13 protein-coding genes are annotated in these 18,778 nt (G+C 41.6%); 1 reads left to right on the plus strand and 12 read right to left on the minus strand.

Features of this window, described 5'->3' with window-relative positions; genetic code table 11:
* Positions 1-13: 13 nt before the first annotated feature.
* From SST111_RS04040 to tmk, 10 genes are all read right to left on the minus strand, one after another.
* The gene (locus SST111_RS04040) at positions 14-8,437 is read right to left on the minus strand and encodes a SpaA isopeptide-forming pilin-related protein (RefSeq protein ID WP_180274024.1); all 8,424 of its coding nucleotides are present in this window, start codon (positions 8,435-8,437) and stop codon (positions 14-16) included.
* A gap of 330 nt (positions 8,438-8,767) precedes the next feature.
* Entirely contained in the window at positions 8,768-9,121 is a 354-nt protein-coding gene (locus SST111_RS04045) for an arsenate reductase family protein (protein WP_099810115.1), read from the minus strand.
* Entirely contained in the window at positions 9,105-9,611 is a 507-nt protein-coding gene (locus SST111_RS04050; RefSeq protein WP_099810116.1) for a methylated-DNA--[protein]-cysteine S-methyltransferase, read from the minus strand. The genes SST111_RS04045 and SST111_RS04050 overlap by 17 nt, the downstream gene beginning before the upstream one ends.
* A gap of 2 nt (positions 9,612-9,613) precedes the next feature.
* Positions 9,614-10,795 (minus strand): phosphoglycerate dehydrogenase, encoded by a 1,182-nt coding sequence (locus tag SST111_RS04055; RefSeq protein WP_044759375.1) that lies wholly within the window; start codon positions 10,793-10,795, stop codon positions 9,614-9,616.
* Positions 10,796-10,999: 204 nt separating this feature from the next.
* A complete protein-coding gene (locus SST111_RS04060; protein WP_029176199.1) occupies positions 11,000-11,557 on the minus strand; it encodes a GNAT family N-acetyltransferase in 558 nt (185 codons plus the stop codon).
* Positions 11,557-12,648, minus strand: coding sequence for a 3-phosphoserine/phosphohydroxythreonine transaminase (gene serC / locus SST111_RS04065; RefSeq protein ID WP_029176198.1), 1,092 nt, complete (start codon positions 12,646-12,648; stop codon positions 11,557-11,559). The genes SST111_RS04060 and serC overlap by 1 nt, the downstream gene beginning before the upstream one ends.
* 119 nt (positions 12,649-12,767) lie before the next feature.
* Entirely contained in the window at positions 12,768-13,631 is an 864-nt protein-coding gene (gene rsmI, locus SST111_RS04070) for a 16S rRNA (cytidine(1402)-2'-O)-methyltransferase (protein WP_029176197.1), read from the minus strand.
* Position 13,632: 1 nt separating this feature from the next.
* Positions 13,633-13,950, minus strand: coding sequence for a DNA replication initiation control protein YabA (gene yabA / locus SST111_RS04075; protein WP_004298942.1), 318 nt, complete (start codon positions 13,948-13,950; stop codon positions 13,633-13,635).
* 19 nt (positions 13,951-13,969) lie between these two features.
* Positions 13,970-14,854, minus strand: coding sequence for a DNA polymerase III subunit delta' (locus SST111_RS04080; protein WP_004298939.1), 885 nt, complete (start codon positions 14,852-14,854; stop codon positions 13,970-13,972).
* Positions 14,851-15,489 (minus strand): dTMP kinase, encoded by a 639-nt coding sequence (gene tmk / locus SST111_RS04085; protein ID WP_029177811.1) that lies wholly within the window; start codon positions 15,487-15,489, stop codon positions 14,851-14,853. The genes SST111_RS04080 and tmk overlap by 4 nt, the downstream gene beginning before the upstream one ends.
* 174 nt (positions 15,490-15,663) lie before the next feature.
* Here tmk and SST111_RS04090 point away from each other — a divergent pair, with 174 nt between their 5' ends.
* The gene (locus SST111_RS04090) at positions 15,664-16,530 is read left to right on the plus strand and encodes a YitT family protein (protein ID WP_044675901.1); all 867 of its coding nucleotides are present in this window, start codon (positions 15,664-15,666) and stop codon (positions 16,528-16,530) included.
* 36 nt (positions 16,531-16,566) lie between these two features.
* On the opposite strand, the gene SST111_RS04095 is transcribed toward SST111_RS04090, so the two are convergent.
* Positions 16,567-17,838 carry a toxic anion resistance protein gene (locus tag SST111_RS04095; RefSeq protein ID WP_099810117.1) on the minus strand — a complete coding sequence of 424 codons (1,272 nt, stop codon included), beginning with the start codon at positions 17,836-17,838 and terminating at the stop codon, positions 16,567-16,569.
* Positions 17,839-17,843: 5 nt separating this feature from the next.
* Positions 17,844-18,671, minus strand: a complete 828-nt coding sequence (locus SST111_RS04100; protein ID WP_099810118.1) for a hypothetical protein — start codon at positions 18,669-18,671, stop codon at positions 17,844-17,846.
* Between the last annotated feature and the right edge of the window lie 107 nt (positions 18,672-18,778).

Here is an 18,778-nt window from a genome sequence, read left to right on the forward strand (position 1 = left end):
CTTTACTTTTTATCTATTTACGTATGCGTTTCCAACGTCTCTCTTTCCCCAGCTCGACGGCAAGAGCCAGTAGCATCATCCCTCCTCCCAATGTGATATATGGTAGAACTCCAAAACCTCCTGTCTTCGGATACTCTCCTTTTTTCAGGTTTTTAGCAGTAAGCAACTGCCTATTGCTATCATCTAGGGACAAGAGGTCATCTCCATCTAGGAGTTCCACTTGACCACTATCGGTAAGACGAAGTCGGTAAACTTTCGTATTGAGCTGATAGCCTTCAGGGGCTTGGGTTTCTTTCAGTTGGTAAATCTGACCGACACGGAGATTATCGAACACCACTTCTTCTCCCTCAGTCTTCGTCGTCTTGGTAGCAACAGGAGTTGCACCATTCTCTTCTTTCAGTTCAAACACCGCAGCGAGACGACGGTCGCTGTCACTATAGGCACGCTTGGCCAGCTTAAACTGTCCTATCTTCCTCTGGTTCTTCATGGTAAAGACAACCACACGGTCATTATCTGCCCGCTGTAGCGAGGTCATGTCATCGCCGTTACGGAGTAAAACAGTTCCGTTGTGATTGATTTGGAAGATGTATTCCTTATCGTTTAGGACATAGCCTGTTGGTGCTTGGGTTTCTTGTAGGATAAAGTAGCCTGGACCAACAGCAATGTCGGCTAGTCCATTGGTAGTTACTTTACTTGCGATCGCTTCCAGTTTACCTCCATTATGATCGCGTGCCCTGTAAAGCGTAAAGTTCGCACCATCTAGTAAGGTTTGCCCATTGGTCGTATCTTGCTTTTTGATACGCAGGCGGAACTTCTTGATGTTTTTAATCAGCAAGACCAGCTCTTGACTGTTTCCACTATTTTCTACCGAGGCAAAATTACGGTCATTGACATCAATCCGCAAAACACCTTCTTCCGTGATGGTAAATTGAATCGGACGAATCGCTTCATAATTCCCAGCTGGTGCCGTTATCTCTTTCAAGACATAGGTGTTCGGCAAGAGATTTGGAAGGATTAGCTCAGAATTTGCCCCAGAGGTATTGCCGACTAGACCTGGAAGTAGTACTTCTTGGTCACCATCTTTACGGTAGAGTTGGAAGCGAGCATCCAGACCTCTACTGGTATCATCATAATCACGCTTACGGATTTTGACTGTAAACGGTGTTCGGTCATTTTTTACGGTGATTGGAATAATTTTATCCGCACCCTGATCTTGGCTGGTTCCAACCTCAATCTTATTATCAGCATTATTTATCTGAGCCGAGCCATCGGAAGCGATTACAATTTGGTATTTGCGAGTGTTGGCCTGATAACCTGTCGGAGGCTGGCTTTCTTGCAAATAGTAGGTACCTGGTTCCAAGCCTGGTAGCGTGATTTCACCGTTGCTGCCTGTCGTCACTTCCTGACCTATCTGCGTATTTTCATTCGGTCCAAATAGCTTGAAGCGTGCACCTGCAAGCTTACGATTAGCATCACGGCTGTCGACTTTGGTAATCTTTATCTTAGGCTTGAAAACGTTGGTGAGTTTGATATTGATACGACCATCTTTTCGACCCTGACTAACCTGTTCAGGATTTGTTCCCTGAGCAAGCTGGACACTACCATCTTCTGCCACAGTGATATCGAAAGGCTGTAGTTGCTCGTAACCTGCTGGTGCAGAGAGTTCGCTGATGGTATAGGTTCCTTGTGGTAGCTGGAAGACAGCATTTCCGGCAGTCGAGCTCGTCCACTCAAGAGCCTTTTCAGTGTCAATCACTCGACCTTGATAGTTCGTTACGTGCCAGTTTCGATCACTAAATTGTGGCATCTGATTGCCATTCTTAGCCTGAATCCGCAACCGCACTCCTGTCAAGGTTGTTTCGTTGTTGCGTTTATCTACTTTCTGGATACTCACTGGCGTAAACGGTCTATTCTTGATGGTTAGTTGGATAAGATGACTGTCATCTGCTGATTGAATAGCGATTAAGTCACTTGGTCCTGACTGGATAGTCAGCTGCCCTGCTTGGTCAATAGTCAAATGAATCGGCGCTATCGAATTGTAATTGGCAGGAGCCACTGTCTCTTTCAGGACATAGCGATTCGGACTCAGGTTTGGGAACGTCAAGCTAAATCCGTCCTGACTGGTATTTCCACGTTCGATAACATTCGTACCCGTTGCATCATAGAGTTCGAAACGAGCGTTGAGGCCTGTCGCCGCATTATTGACATCTCGTTTGAGTATCTTGAGACGATAGGTCAGAGGTTCATTTTTTACGATGAACTTCAGCACATTTGCAGTATTGGTATCAATCCTAACCTTATCATTTGTTCCAACGAGGTTGAATCGTGTCACTGTCTTCATCTGGCTTCCGCTATGGGATTGCTGTAGTGTCTGCAAGTCTAGTAAGACTGGACTAGCTAAACCACGATAGCCAGTTGGCGGTGCGCCTTCGACAAGGGCATAGCGACCGAGCACCTTGGCTTCTAAGGTCTGACGAACTTGTCCATTTGTTAAGGTAAAGGTTTGGACAAGATTTTGATCTGTCAGAGCGCTTGTCACCGTTTGTGACGTTGCATCATCTGGAACTTTATAGAGCTTAAACGTCACTGCTTGTTGGATGATACGGTTATTCATGTCCTGCTTCTCAATTTGAATCTCAGGATGTTGGATATTTCCGATTGGGAATGCCAGCCCACCTTGAAGACTTACGGACTCCGCTTCTTGTGCTGTGATACGTAGCTCACGAACCGCATACCATTTGTTGACGACTTGTTCTTCATTTCTCACACGAATGTAACGAGCGAGAAGGTCGGTAGACTGTTCAAAGCGTTCAGCCGTTGCTGATGAAGTGATTGGGTAGTAGGTCTCACCATCAATAGAATATTCTACTGTATAGCGATTCATCCTATCCGTTACATTACTCTGGTTTCCTTGTAAGTAGAAAACATTTCGAACTCGTTTGACGCTTTGGAGGTCAACGCCTAGATAGGCACCGACTGGGATGGTATTTCCCTGACCATTGAAATTATAATAGGTCACAGAAGTTGTTTCACTTCCATCAATGGCATTGCTCTCAGGACCACTCTGAATATTGCTCAAATCAGGAGATGTGATCAGGCTCGCCCCTTCGACTCGACTCGGTGTCACTTGGTCACTTGTTCGATAAAGGGATACTCCTGCTCGACTGACCGCAACTTTATAAACAATCGGTTCCACCATGTAGCCTGCTGGTGGCGCTGTCTCGACTAGGGTGTACGAACCGTAGGTCAGGTTATTAAAGACAAAGTCTTCATTCGCAGCATGGGTCTGGACGGCTGGTACTGCGGTTGCATCATTATCCTTTGTCAATGTAAAGGTCATCTGTCCTTGAATCAATGCTGGTATCGTTTCCAAGCCCTTGATGCGTTTGGAAATACGCAAGGTTTTTAATCGGTCGTTTTTGACATTGATTTGTACTGTATCTGGAGATGTTGCGCTGGTGGCTATTCCGTCCGCAAACTCTTCACTCACTGTTACACGTCCATCTGAGTGGATTGTAAATGGTATTAAGTTTGTCAGTCGTGTATACCCTTGCGGTGCTCGGATTTCTTTAAGATAGTAGGTTCCTGCTTCAAATCCAGAATTAGCACCGCTTCCATTTGTGAATGTATACATACCATTTTGCAGATTAGCAATTTGACCATTAAGCGTTTCTCCTGTAGCATTTGTCACCGTGAAACGCGGGGCGGTATCGTTGACGCCTTCCGTAATCGGTTGTCCTGTCTCCGCATCGATTTTTACAATCTTAACCTTAAATTTCGGTGGAGAGTTAACGATAGTCGAACTGCCTCGAGCAAAGCGGACCGTTCCGTCTTCATTTACGGTAAACTGAGCCACCGCTTGAGTTGGTTTTGCATAGCCATCTGGTGCACGAGTTTCCCACAGTTCATAGGTGGTATTTGGCAAGAGACCTTTCAGGACAAATTGTCCATTGGTTTTAGAGAAGAGGTTTGTTCGTACAACTGTAAAGCCAGTTGAGTGTATATGACGCAATTCAAAGATTGCATTTTCCAATGGTTCTCCCTGAGTATTTTGCTTCGTAAACGTTAGTTCAAGCGGTTGATTATAGATATCCAGAGTCACCACACCATTGGTCAGTTGAGGAGTACTGGTCTGGCTGTTAGCTGTGTCTGCCTGTTTACGAAGTTTAAGCGTTCCATTTTCTTCATAAACCGTTAAGTTAATCTGCCCCATTCCACGATAGCCTGTAGGTGCTCTTACTTCCTCCAGCGTGTAGTTCCCTACTGTCAACTCATTGAAGAGGAACTCGTCTGATTCAAATGCGTCTCCGAGCGTCTCATCATATGGCTGATCACCATCTGTTTTTCTCAGGCGGAATACAGCACCTTTCAATGGAGTATTTGCCAGATCTTTTTTCTTGAGTTTGAGGCTGAGTTTTGCATCTTTCTTGTTTATAATTTCAAACGGTGCTTGTGCTGTATAGGATTGTCCATCAATCGTTATATTTTCTGAATTTCTAATAATCAATCTATGGACTGTCGTATCTAGCGTATAACCCGCTGGTGCTTCAACTTCTTTGAAAGTATACTCTCCTCCTAAGATATTTGTAAATTCAAGAATACCTTGTCCATTTGAACGAATGGTTTGATAAGGGCGCTGTTTCGAGTCGTAGAGAGTAAAGACAGCGCCTTCTAACGGACGTTTTTGCTGATCTACTTTCTTAAGTCGGAAGCCATACCAATCTGTCGGATAGGCACCACCATTAGCAACCGTATCTCCTGCAATAAAATAGTTATCGGGTTGCATACTTCCACTGATTACTAGGCTATTCCAATTTACATTGACCGCATTTCTCAGTGTAGTATTTCCATTTTTTCGTTGTTTTATACGAACGATGATTGCTTTCCTTCCCCAATCACTTCCTTCATAGTAAAACTCAAGTGCATAGTTTGACTGAAAACCAAAATTGTCATCTCCCCAATTCTCACGTTTCAACAGGACAGCCAGTCCCATATTGGTACCATCAATTCCATAATGATATGTTGTATTCTCACCACTATTTGAGGTTGTTTTATATTTAAGTTGTGCCATATCTGACTCAACATAAGAATCTGCAGGAGTCCCATCTGATACAAAAATTTCTAAATCTTTAAGAATGCTTGTATGGGTATTGCCATCGTACAGGGGGGTATTCACATGTATCCGATCCCAAAACTTCCGTTTGTTTGCCAAAATACTGCCGGAAATATCCTTTCTACCTCCATTATAAACCAACTCCCAGGTCACAGAATCTGCTGTCTGATTGATGACTTGTTTGTGAACGGAAGAAAATTGGTGCAAACTTCCTTGTAGACCACCACTACCATTCTCAGTCGCATTGAGTGTACCGTCACCAATTACCGTGTGACTACAGTCAAAATTTCCACCTTTGTAGCTAGTCTGATACTTCAACTTTTTATTTACAATGTTAGACTGTGTATTGATTGGATTTTCAGGGTCAAAAGAATACCAGACAGGTACTTCTGGACGCACACCAGTCAAATATTTTCTCCCAGCTACGTTCCTATCATTGTTAATCTGGACTAGACCTGAACTTTGGTCACTCCCAATTTCAAACCACCCACTGTATTCGGTCACAGAGTAAGCAGCAGATGTCAGAACAAATTTTAATTTTCTATCTTCTACATGGTAGGTCCGAGCAAGGATTTCATTTGTACCTGATTTATAAACAGGTGTCCATTCGACAGATGGATTTGCTAAGTGTTCAAGTTTTAATTCTCTTGGCAATTCAATCGTAAAGCTATCGCCTTCTTTAGCAAAAGCTGGTAATTTGAAGTAGAATTTTAGCGACCCGTGGAATCCTCCCCATCTATTACTACCACGCTGCCAAATCAACCAGTTGATATTGACTGGCTCAACACGTGTGACACCGTATGATTCACAAGAACCTGGTGGCGTAGGTGTTACAGGATTGCTAGTATCCTTTTTATTCGTAAAGACATACTGCAAATTTTTCCAATCCATCTGTGCAGTAGAAAGCGCATAGCCCACTGGAACATCCTCGGTCACTTCATAGTATATTCGTGTTTTTGTGGCAGTACTGCCTGTTCCAGAAAACTTTTCGACATTTGGAACGGTTACCTGTGTCTGATTCGCTTGCAAGGTTACTTTATGGTTTCTATAACTTCCACCATTGACAGAAAAAGTGACAGCGGTCTTCTCCGTACCAGTTGCCCATTTTTTCTGTATTGTAATATCACCTTTTAGAGCTTCTAGCGATGCACCTGTAATCGTATGATTGGCTTTTTCATTTGTCACATTGGTGATTGTTTCAACAGCAGCGATACCACCTACTGGAACATCATTTACGGTGATTTGACTTTGCGTTTTATCAACTGTTTGCTTACTCTTTAGCCTATAATTTCCCCCATCGGTCGGTTCGTAGACATAAACAATCTTTGAGTGAACTGCCTGCGTATTCTTATCTTCAGCAACATCAAATGTAAAAGTTTGCACACTATCCGTTGTGTTGAGACGAGAGGTATACCACTCAATCACATTATTACTAGACTCGCGATAGCGACCATTCACTCGAATGGTATCTGATAATTTAGGTGTATCATAAGGTGAGGTGGCGGGGTCACTTGGCAAGGTCAAACTACCTGCACTTTTAATGTTCCGCTCCTCCTCCCTAGTCAATACAATTGTTTTTCCATTTTGTGTCAGACGGGAACGTATCGGCGCTTGCACCTTAACATCCGAATAATAATCCAGTGTGTAGTTCTCACTTGGAAGAAGAATCGGTGTTTCAATGGTGTACACATATGTGCCATCTTGAATCGGCAACTGATTTGTAACAGAATTAAATCTACCAGAATCACTATACCGACTCGTCTCAGGATTTTCAATTGATTGTCCTTGGTTGTAGACGATAGATGTAATCTTAGGTGTTCCAAGTCCTGAGTCAACCGGTGCCATGAAAGTATTTGCAATTTGTTTGATATATCTATCACTTGCTCCAGTAACGGTTGTAATATATTCCCAAATAATCTTCTTTTCACCAGTAGAGGTAACCTGAATTTCCTTCTTGCGTAAATCTCCTCCCTGTCTAAAATGACGTGTTACCCCCGGAATCTCAATCCGAATCGTATCAAAAATGTATTTTGTAATCTCTTCTTCTCGTGTAACAGTAGTCGTTGTTCCATTTGGATTATTGATAACAGTCGTTGTGCTATTTGACGTTGTTTCTGTGACAGCTCTCCTAGTCCGAGCAGAGCGGAGCATGCTACCAACCTGTCCTTCCAATTCATTCTTTTTGGCATTGGTAACATGAATTACTTTTTCTTCATCACTTTCTTGCAACTGAATGACTGGCAGCTGTTTCTCTACTTCGTAACCTTGAGCTGTTGACAATTGACTGATCTGGTACTCACCTAAGGGCAAATCTCGCCATTCCAAGACTCCTTGTTCATCTGTACGACCTTTGTGAACGCTTTCAAAATTTCCTACAGCTATCATAGAAAACTCCGCACCTGCGATGGGCTTGCTGGGTTGCAAGACACCTTCTTCATGTTCTCGTAATACCAAGCGTAGATTAGCTGTTTGAATGGCTAAAGCCTGTTCTTCTTGTAGCACCTCTTCGCCTTCAGGTACAGGATTAGACTGCGTGTTGTCAGAAATAGATTCAGAAGTTTCTGGAATTGGCTGCTCGGTATCAGAAACTGATTTTTCTGAGACTGGTTGTGAGGTATCGAAGGCTGCGGAATCAGTCACCATCTCTATACTATTCCTATTGACTAATTCTTCAAATGTTTTCCAGTCTTCTGTTAAGATGGTCTTATAATCTGATGCCAGAACGGCCATAAATTGACCAGTTTGTAGCGGACTCTTTATCTTCAAGCGTAGCAGAATTTCCTCGTATCTCCGCTCAGGCTGCTCTTCATCTACCTTCCATTCTATATGGCGTTCAGGCTCTGGCTTGATTTTGATGGAGTAATAGCCTAGACCATATACAGGCAAGGGTTCTTCTAGAGAATCCTGTGTTGCAACAGTTGGGGCAACTTCCTGCTCAGGAAATTCCTTGGGCACATCTTCTTCACGATAATCTTCGTCCTTGACAAAACCTAGTGGAAGTATTTCCTTTGGAAACCCTTGCTCATCCAGCTGACTTTCCAGTTCCAGCTCATTCTGGAGCACCAAGGAAAGCCCCTTGCTGATGTCTACTCCCTCTTCAATCTGGATAATCACATCTAGCCTATCGAGCTGCTTTTGACTGGTATCTAGCTTAATGGCCAGCTTTTGACCATCTTCCTTCAGATGTTCTAGATACTTAGTCCGAATGGTTAGTGGCGTTGTAGCACTAACTGATTCCGAAAAAATTGTTATCGGTAGCCGAATAATATCTAGACATAGAACAAGTAATAAGAAAGAACTAAGAAAGTATCTTACCTTTTTCATAACTTTACTCCATTTCATATACTTATATGCATAATTATTCTTTATTACGTTGTTATTTCAGCAATATTATACTAAATTTTTTTAAAAAATAAAAGTAGTTTACGGCAAAAAACAAACAAATTTCACTGTTATATATATATATATATGCAAACGCGATTTTTTCAGCAGTTTTGCAGAGAGTCCTGAAAAAGTTTTTGAAATTTTCTTGATTTTGACCATACAAATATATATCGTTTTCATATATGTATATTATGTATATTTATACTCATTTCATGATTGGTAACTATTACCTTTTATTTAGACTTTTATAGTCAATAAAAAATCCCGACCTTATAAGCCGAGATTTTCATATTTTGTGCGATAGCCAATCTGTAAGATTTTTCCATCTTGAATAAGTAATGGACGCTTAATCAGCATGCCATCATTAGCTAATAAGTCTAATGCTTGATCCACCGTCAAACTTTCAAATTTATCCTTCAGACCAAGTTCGCGATAACTATTTCCTGAAGTATTGAAATACTTTTTCAAGTCTAAACCTGTTGCTTCCATCCAAGATTTGAGCTCTTCAGCACTAGGCGGTGTTAACTTAATGTCAATAGCTTCAAATTCCAAGCCCAAACTGTTCAGCTCTGCTTTTGCTGCCCGACAAGTCGAACATTTTGGATACTCATAAAATAAAATCATCTTTCACCTCAAATTCTGGATTCTCATGTCGCAAGAGCCAGATTTTCTTATCCAGTCCTCCCGCATAGCCTGTCAACTGCCCTTTTTGATTGAGAACTCGGTGACAAGGAACAATAATAGAATAAGGATTGCGCCCAACTGCTCCTCCTACTGCCTGACCAGAACGAATGTCCAGTTGCTGGGCAAGTTGCCCATAGCTAGTCGTCTGACCATGAGGGATTTCTTTCAATAAAGCCCAGACTTTTTCCTGAAATTCAGTCCCAATAGCTTCAAGAGGCAGGCTAGTAAAATCCACCTCCTCACCTGAAAAATAAGCATCCAGCAAGAGACTGGTCTGGTCTAAAATAGGGTGCGAGCCTAGAACTGGTTCTTCAGTTAGTCCTCGTTCAAAATACTTTTGGTCCTCAAACCAGGCTCCGCGCAAGCCTTTATCACCGGCCACTAGGGACATTGCCCCTAGCGGACTCTGGTAGATTGTTTTTACATACATACCTAATTTTTATTTTTGATAACACGAACCTTGACAATAGCATCCGTTGCTTCAAAATTAGCAACCAAAGCGTCAATTTTACTCTTATCTGCCTCATCCAAATCCAGCAAGGTATAAGCATAGTCACCTTTAGACTTATTGATAATGTTGTCAATGTTGATGCCCAATTCAGACACGGCAGTGGTGATTTTTGCCACCATGTTTGGAATGTTTTTGTTGATGAGAGTAATCCGATAGGGAGCATCCAAGAACTGTTTCACATTTGGGAAGTTAACTGAGTTGATGATTTCACCAGTCTCCATAAAACGACGAATGGTCTGACCAGCCGCAATGGCACAGTTGAGCTCCGCTTCTTCTGTTGACCCACCAACGTGCGGGAAGACGATAATGTTGTCCTTGTTGAGCACTTCTTCTGTCCCAAAATCCGTGATATAGTTCTTGATAACTCCTGCTTCGATAGCTTCAAACAGGTCAGCGTTATTGACCAACTCACCGCGGGCGAAGTTAATCAAGGTTGTGCCTTTCTTCATTTGGCCAAAACTGTCCGCATTGAACAAATCACGGGTCTTGTCTGTCAAAGGAACATGGACTGTGATATAGTCAGCGTTGCTAAAGATTTCTTTCAAATCATCCACACGTTTGACATGACTTGAAATGGTCCATGCAGTTTCTACTGATACATAAGGGTCGTAACCGAGCACATTCATTCCCAGACGGCGAGCATCATTAGCAATACGGGCACCGATGGCACCAAGTCCAATAACACCAAGAGTCTTACCTGAAATTTCTGTCCCAGCAAACTGCTTCTTACCTGCTTCAACCTGCTTAGGTACATCATCTCCTGACAATGTATTTGCCCAAGCTGTCGCTCCGATATAGTCACGGGCAGACAATAGGATAGAGGCAATAACCGCTTCTTTTACGGCATTTGCATTGGCTCCTGGAGTATTGAAGACCACGATCCCTTTCTCAGTAGCTTCTTCGATTGGGATATTATTGGTCCCTGCTCCCGCACGTGCAATGGCTTTCAGATTTTCTGGAAAATCAAATCCATGCAAGTTTTCAGAACGGATGATAAAGGCATCTGGATTTGCTGCATGATCTCCGTCAATCTGGAATTTATTGCCCAATTCCTTCAAACCAACTTGGTTAATATTGTTAAAAGTACGTACGCTAAATACCATTTATTTTTACCTAAAAAGGGGAGTGGGAAAGAACTCAACCACTCCTAGAAGAGTTCGTCTTCCCACCCCCGCACAGTTGATTAGGTCAGATTTGGAGTGTAAAACACGAACAAATCTGCCAATCAACCACTGCGCTGAGATGTTGACCCGAATCTTAAGAAGTGATATGAAGCTTTTGCCCGATCCTTTTCTTTCTTTATTTCATTAATTATTTCCGAGTAACCAACGGTCGTCTTCACTGATTTCCTGGTAAAGACTGCGCTCGCTATTATGCTTGATTTTTTGATAGGCTAGACGTTCTCCATCTATTGGGACTTTACCACAATAGACATAGCCTAATTTTTTTAGAATGTGCTGCATTGTCTTATTCTGCTCGTGGGTATCACAGCGGAAATCCGGTCCTTTTTGACCTTCAATTAAACCTTGCAAAAAAGTTTGTATGATTCCTTGACCACGAAATTCGTCAGCTGCTGCAATTCTATGAAATGTTGTATATACAGGATGATTGTGCTGCCATTTTCCTTCATATATGGCCTCATATTCTGCTTCTTGACCACGATGAACGGCGGCATAAGCTGCCACCTTACCGTCAACTAGACCAACGTAACCTCTGCCAGAAAGAATGTCATCAAAGATATCCTCTTTATTTGGATACTCTCCCTGCCATTGATTGATACCGGAGGTTGCTAGAAATGCACGAGCATCTTCAAGAATATTGACAATAGCCTCCAGCTCATTGGGATGTGCTAATCTAATTTCCATTAAACATTCTCCGCTGCAAATTTTTTCATAAAGTCAATCAAATCAACCACACCTTGGCGTGGGAAGGCATTGTAGAGTGACGCTCGCATACCGCCAACAGAACGGTGTCCCTTGATGTTCTTGAAGCCTGCTGCTGTTGCTTCTTTGACAAATTTAGCATCTAATTCTTCACTTGGTGAGACAAAAGGAATGTTCGCTACTGAACGCTCTTCTTTTTTACGAACAGGGTTTGTATAGAAATTAGACTGGTCGATATAGTCATAAAGCAAACCAGACTTTTCACGGTTGATTTTCTCCATCTCATCGACACCACCGATTTCTTTTACCCATTCAAAGACGAGTTTAGAAATATAGATAGAATAAGCTGGTGGTGTATTGTAAAGTGATTCATTTTCTGCTTGAATGCGGTAGTCCAACATGCTTGAAAGCATTGGTTGATCATTGAGGAAGTCCTCACGAACAATCACCACCGTCACACCAGCTGGACCAATGTTCTTCTGTGCACCAGCATAAATCATGGCAAAATCTTCCACATTGTAGCGAGCCGCCAAGATGTTTGAAGACATATCAGCAATGACTGGCACACCGTTGGTATCTGGAATGTCATAGACAGCTGTACCTTCAATGGTATTGTTGGTTGTCAAATGCACATAGGCAGCGTTTGGATCGATATCGTTTTTATCAAAGGTTGGCAATTCTGCATAAGTGATATCTTCTGTAGAGCCAAGCAGGATTGGTTCAAAGGCAATTGTTTTAGACAGCTTCACAGCCTCAGTATAGGCTTTTTTACCCCATGAGCCACCGACAAGATAGTAGGCTTTTTTACCTTGGGCAAAGTTGAGAGGAATCATGGTAAATTCCAAAGATGCTCCACCTTGTAAGAACAACACCTTGTAGTTATCTGGAATGGCCATCAATTCACGAAGCGTTGCTTCAGCACCTTTAATAATATCATCGAAGTCCTTGGAGCGATGCGACATCTCCAAAACACTCATTCCCGAACCATTGTAGTCCAAGAATTCAGCTTGGGCGCGTTCAAGTACTGGTTTTGGCAATACTGCAGGACCTGCAGAGAAGTTGTAGATTGTCATAAAATCCCTCCATTAAGTTAGTCTGTTCATTGTATCACAAATATTCAGACAATTCCATAAAATATGCTGAGTTCTCAGAAAAGGTACGGAAAATACCTAAAAACCAAAAAGACCAAGCATTAGCCTAGTCCATGATAAACATCGTATACTTCTTGTTTTTTGAGTTGGTAGCGTTTGGCCACTTCTTTGATAGCCTGATTAGGTTTTATGCCACTTGCAATTTCCCTTTCTACCTCAGCCTTCAAGTCCACTTCATCAGCAGAAGGATAGACTTTCTCACCGGCACCCTCGACAATAATCAAGCATTCTCCCTTAAGTGGATTTTCTTCCAAATACTCTAGTAATTCGGAAATGCTTCCTCTCTGGTATTCTTCGTATAACTTGGTCAATTCTCGAACAACTGTTACCTGACGGTCACCATAAACTGTCAACATATTTTCTAAGGTATCTGCCACACGATATGGAGATTCATAGAAAATCTGCGTCTCAGGATAGGTCTTTTTTTCTTGGAAAAATTCTTTTTGCTGCCCTGATTTTCTCGGTAAAAATCCATAAAAAATATGTGGCTGGGGTGCCAAACCAGATGCAATCAAGGCTGTAATTCCTGCCGATGCTCCTGGAAGTGCTACAACAGGAATATCTTCCGCAATCGCTGCCCCTACAAGGTCATGACCAGGATCCGAAATGGAAGGCAAGCCTGCATCAGAAACTTGCGCAATGGACTGACCAGATTTGAGCCAATCAATCAAAACTGGAATTTTTTCATGGGCATTGTGTTCATGAAAGGATATTTGCTTGGTTTCTACTTCAAAATGTTTGAGTAGGAGGCCTGTATTTCTCGTATCTTCCGCTGCAATTATATCCACTTCTTTCAAAATCTGAACAGCTCGAAATGTCATATCCTGTAAGTTTCCAATAGGTGTTGGCACCAGATATAAAGTCCCAAAACTCGTCTGTCCCTTAAATGATTTTTGTACTTTCATCCTAATCTCGATTCAATAATTCTACACAGAACATACAAGGTTCATCATTATCCCTACGTTGACCATAAGAGAAGGTACAAATATGGAAACCATCTTCGTAAATATTCTCCAAATTCTCCTTACCAAAGTTGGAAGATTTATGGCCTGTCTTATCATCTTTTTCCAAACGTTCGCGCAACTTGGAATTTTCCAAGCGGAGGGTCGTATTTTCATCAATAACTCCCTGCAAATGCTTTTTGATAGCATCCACTTCTGCCAACGTGGTTAGAAGATTCTGCGAAAAATCATCTAGGGCATCAAAAATTTCTTTTTTATCCATTATCTCCCTTTCTTTTATTTTACAGAGTTATATACTCTAGACTATTTTGTAGACTTACGTTTGCCTGCCACATCTTCTTAGCCTTAAGAACAGCATCCATTTTTTCACGTACGTTTGCCGATTCCATCATTTTCTCAGATAATATCAGACTCAGAAGGTCAAACAAACGCCCCTGCTCAGCTTTTTCCACAGCTAAAGACACTAGGATTCCAACTTGCAAATAAGCACGTGTAGGCTCTACCAAGAGCAAGTCTGTAAATTTCTTTGCCTGTCCCATCAAATCTAAAAAGTTTTTATTTTCTGCTAACTTTTTCGCTTCTTCTTGACTTGAAACCAGTTGAGCTAAGAGATTCGCTTGTGTTTTTAACAAGCCCTCCTCTTCTAACATTCGCTCCATGGCCGGAATATTTTTAGGAAAACCTATAATCTGTGTCCGACTCTTGATAGTAGGAAGGACAGCTTCTTCCTGATTGGTCAATAAGAAGATATGAATGGCTGACTGAGGTTCTTCAATCACTTTTAGCAAAGAGTTGGCTGCGTTAGCATGCATCTTCTCAGCATCACGAATAATGAAAACCTGCTTATTGGATTCAAATCCAGATTGTGAAAAATTCTTAACTAATTCACGTATCGTATCTGTTTTGATAACATTTCCCTGCGGTGCAATAACAGTAAGATCTGAAAACTCATTTGCTTCAATTAGACGACAAGACCGACACTTCTGACAAGGAAGGACGCCTTCTTTCTCCTGACAAAATAACGATTGACTGAGAAAAATTGCCATATCAAAACTAGCAAAGTCACCTGAAAATAGATAGGCATGCGCCAAACGTCTCTGCTCTAAAATTGTCACAAAGCGTTGAAATACATTGGGTTGTAAGTTTCTAAGTTCTTCAATCTTCATGTTCTTTCTGCAAACCGTTTCCTAATGACCGCCAGAGCATCTGCAACAACAGCCTCTAGTGGCTGACTGGCATCAATCTTTACAAACCGCTCTGGTTCCTGCTCTAAAATACTAAGATAGCCTTGACGCACCCGTCTATGCATATCTGCTTTTTCCATATCCAAGCGATCCACATCACGGTCAGCATTGCGGGCAATTCGAGCCAGCCCCTCTTCTGTATCAATATCAAAATAGAGGGTTAAATCTGGTTTTAAACCATCTGTTGCAAACTGGTTGAGCCAATGAATGTCATCTATATCCAAACCCCGTCCAAATCCTTGATAGGCAATAGAGGAATCAATAAAACGATCAATCAAGAGCAATTTCCCCTGTGCCAAGGGTGGAAGAATCTTTTCTTTCAAATGCTGACGTCGTGCTGCAATGAACAATAACAGCTCCGTCTTATCATCCATCGCTGTATTTGCAGGATTCAGAATAATATTGCGAATTTCTTCTGCAATAGCCACCCCACCTGGCTCTCTAGTTGTGACTACTTCTGGCCCCAATTCCTGCAAGGCTGGTAATAACTGTTGCAATACCGTTGTTTTCCCTGCCCCATCTGGACCTTCAAATGTAATAAAAAAACCGTTTCTCATCTTTCCCTCGCTCTTAGTACCAGTATGCACAGTCCAGCACTTCACTTGTGAAGACTGGTTCTTAGATATTCATTCCATTTTACCAAAAATTAGTCAAAAAATCACTTGAAAATTGACTTGTTTTTATGGAGAAAATCTTTTAAAATTGATATATACACATATTCGGAGGTGCTTATGGTTCGTTTGAAAAATATTTTACTTATTTTGCTTGGTGCAGGGCTATTTGCCTTTGGGCTAAATTATTTAATCATGCCCAATCGTCTATTCGAGGGTGGCGCAACTGGATTGACGCTGATTATTTACTACCTTTTTCATATTCAACCTTGGATAATGAACATTGTGATTAATATTCCATTGTTCATCCTCGGGTGGAAAATACTCGGTAAGAAGACTCTCTATCTCAGTATCTTGGGAACCTTTAGCGTTACCTTTTGGTTGGCCATTTTTGAAAAAATCCATTTTTCAATCAATCTACAACAAGATTTGATACTCGTTAGTATCCTTGGTGGGATTCTTATGGGACTAGGATTAGGAACCATCTTCCGTGCTGGCGGAACGACTGGGGGAAGCGATATTATTGCTCGTATAGGTCATAAATTCCTACCTTACTCCATTGGGCAAATCATTCTTGCAGTTGACATCCTCATCCTAACTCTGATTGTTATTGTTTTTAAAGACCTCCGAACAGTTCTATATACTTTAATGATGGTTGCTATTGCTTCCAAGGTTATTGATTTTGTCACGGAGGGCGGATATGGTAGCAAGGGTGTTATGATTGTTTCTCAAAAATCTAACCAATTGGCTCAGGCTATTGATTGTGAAATCGAGCGTGGTGTCACCTTTATCAAAGCACAAGGTTTCTACAGCAAAGCCGATGTCAACATGATTTACTCGGTCATATACAAGAGCCAACTCCAAGAGATGAAGGAGCTTATTCATCGCATTGACCCCCACGCATTTATCACCATTACAGACGCACATGAAGTACTCGGTGAGGGATTTACTTTAGATCGAGATAAAAAACCAATAGAACGCCATTAAACAAACCTGCAGTTTCGCTGAACTGCAGGTTTTATATTATTGATTGGTTTCAAGTGGTTGCTCTGCCTCAGACTGTGCTTCTTTGCCTTGCTCCAGCAAAGCAGCAATGATTTTTTGATCGCGTAGCTTAACAGAATCATTGATAGTCTCTGCTGACCGTACAATAGCTGCTTCCAACTCCCGACGTTTCTGACGCCCCTCATCTATAGCTGCAATAATGCCATTATTTTGGGCAACCAAACTTTCTGCCAATTTGGTAACAGATGCTACTGAAAGGGTCGGATTTTGAGCTGTCCGTTCCATCATCGGAATAGCCTCTTTTGATGTATCAGCTAGCATCTGCAAAGCTGCATTATTAGCATTGACAATCGCATCTGCCGTCTGGCTAGACTTGATAGATTGTTGTAAGATGCCCAACTGTGCAATGGATAATTTCATTGTTGGAATAGTATTGCGACGTAACATCCCAAGGCGCTGTTTCATATCCGAAGAAACCTTGACCAGATTACGCATCTGCGGTGTCGTTGTCCACGCGACATATAAGCGACTCATATACTCAGAATGTTGTTGTTCGAGGATATTAGCAACCTCTGTTACACGTGCCAACTTCTCAGAAGCTACTTGATAATCGACTGTAGTCGGTACTAAAGTTGCGAGGTTCTCTTGTGCCAATTTTGCACGCTCTGCAGCTTCCTGACCAGTCGCTTCAATAAAGGCGATGACCCCAACCAAATTCTCGATAGACTTGGTATTATTTTCAATCAAAAGCTCTGCAGAAACAATATTGCGCGCCAACACCTCTTCCTGCTTGACCACACTGGCTGCCATGCTATCCATTTTCTTTTCAATGGTCTGCGAATCAAAATAAAATTCCTGCAAATCATTTTTGGTCTGCTTAAACAAGCGCTGGAAGAAACCTGGTTTCTTTTCTAATTCAGCAGTTGTGGAAATGTCCTTATACTTAGCCACAAAACCATTCAATTCACGGTTGGTATCGGCCAAAAGCTCATCCACCTGCGGAATTTCAATCTTCTTCTGTTCTGACAAAATATGATTGACCGTGGCATTGACTTCTTCTACCGCTTCCTTACCAAAATCCAAGAGGGCATTTTGATTAGCTAAGAAATTATCCACTAATTGGGGAACCTTGGCACGAATACCTGTTTGTTGTTCCGGTGTCAACTGTGCCAAGAAAGACACTTTTGAATTATCTTCAGTCGGAGTCGCTTGAATAAGCTCTGTTGTCTTATCTTTGGTTGATAAACTATTATTAGCAATCTGATCAATATCGAAATTAAATCCTGACATCTTCTCTATTCCTCTTCTCTTTTCATCATACGCAGACTGACTTCAAAATCTTTCATATCCGCTTCGTTAAATTGTTTGATGGTATCATCCAAATCCTTATCAAACATTTCCATGGCTGATTTTGCCTGCACCAACCGTTCTTCTGCGTTAAAATAATCTTTCGGTGATTTTTTGATTTTCAAATAACCCTGTAAAATATCGTTAAACCGATTCATATTGGCCTCATGGATAGCTGTCAATTCTTCCCGCTTATCTGTCGCCTTTTCCAGCTTTTCAAGAATAACAAGATTGTCTCTTTGAATATTACAATAGGTTTCTAGAATTTCAGGAGCTAAATCCGCTATCATGCCTTGTTCATCCATCACAGCATTACCACCAGTAGAAACCTGTGTGTCAGTATTATTTTCTGTTTTAGCTTCTGGCAGTTTTAAATGATATTTTAGTTGCAAGGTATCTACAACTTCTTTACTTTCATATCCATTCAGATATTTTCCAACTTTTTGATAGAGCTGATCTAATTCAAATAATTGTCCTAACAGTCTGCTTCGCAACTGTAACACAACCTTATCCTCACCCTTTTCCACCAAGAGCTCTTGATGCTTTTCATAGCCCGAACGAATAGATAGCGCTAATACCTGCAAGCGTTTTATAGAATCTCCATTCAAAAAACGCTGGATAGCCTCTCTCTTGTAAAAATAGCCAATTAAGAGCCCAATGGGCAATAAGATATACCAGAAACTCATGACAAAACCGATTGCCAATAAAACAAGGAGGGCCACAAGTCCTGAATTATTTTTACCATATTTCTTATACTTTTTATATTTGTGCCCCATAGAGCCTCCTCATACGAGGCTGGGCAAAAAGCCCAGCACCGCTTCTCAAAGTTAGTGTCAACATCTCAGCGCAGTGGTTGATTGGCAGATTTGTTCGTGTTTTACAC

This window comes from Streptococcus suis YS161 (assembly GCF_002760245.1).
Classification (GTDB): domain Bacteria; phylum Bacillota; class Bacilli; order Lactobacillales; family Streptococcaceae; genus Streptococcus; species Streptococcus suis_I.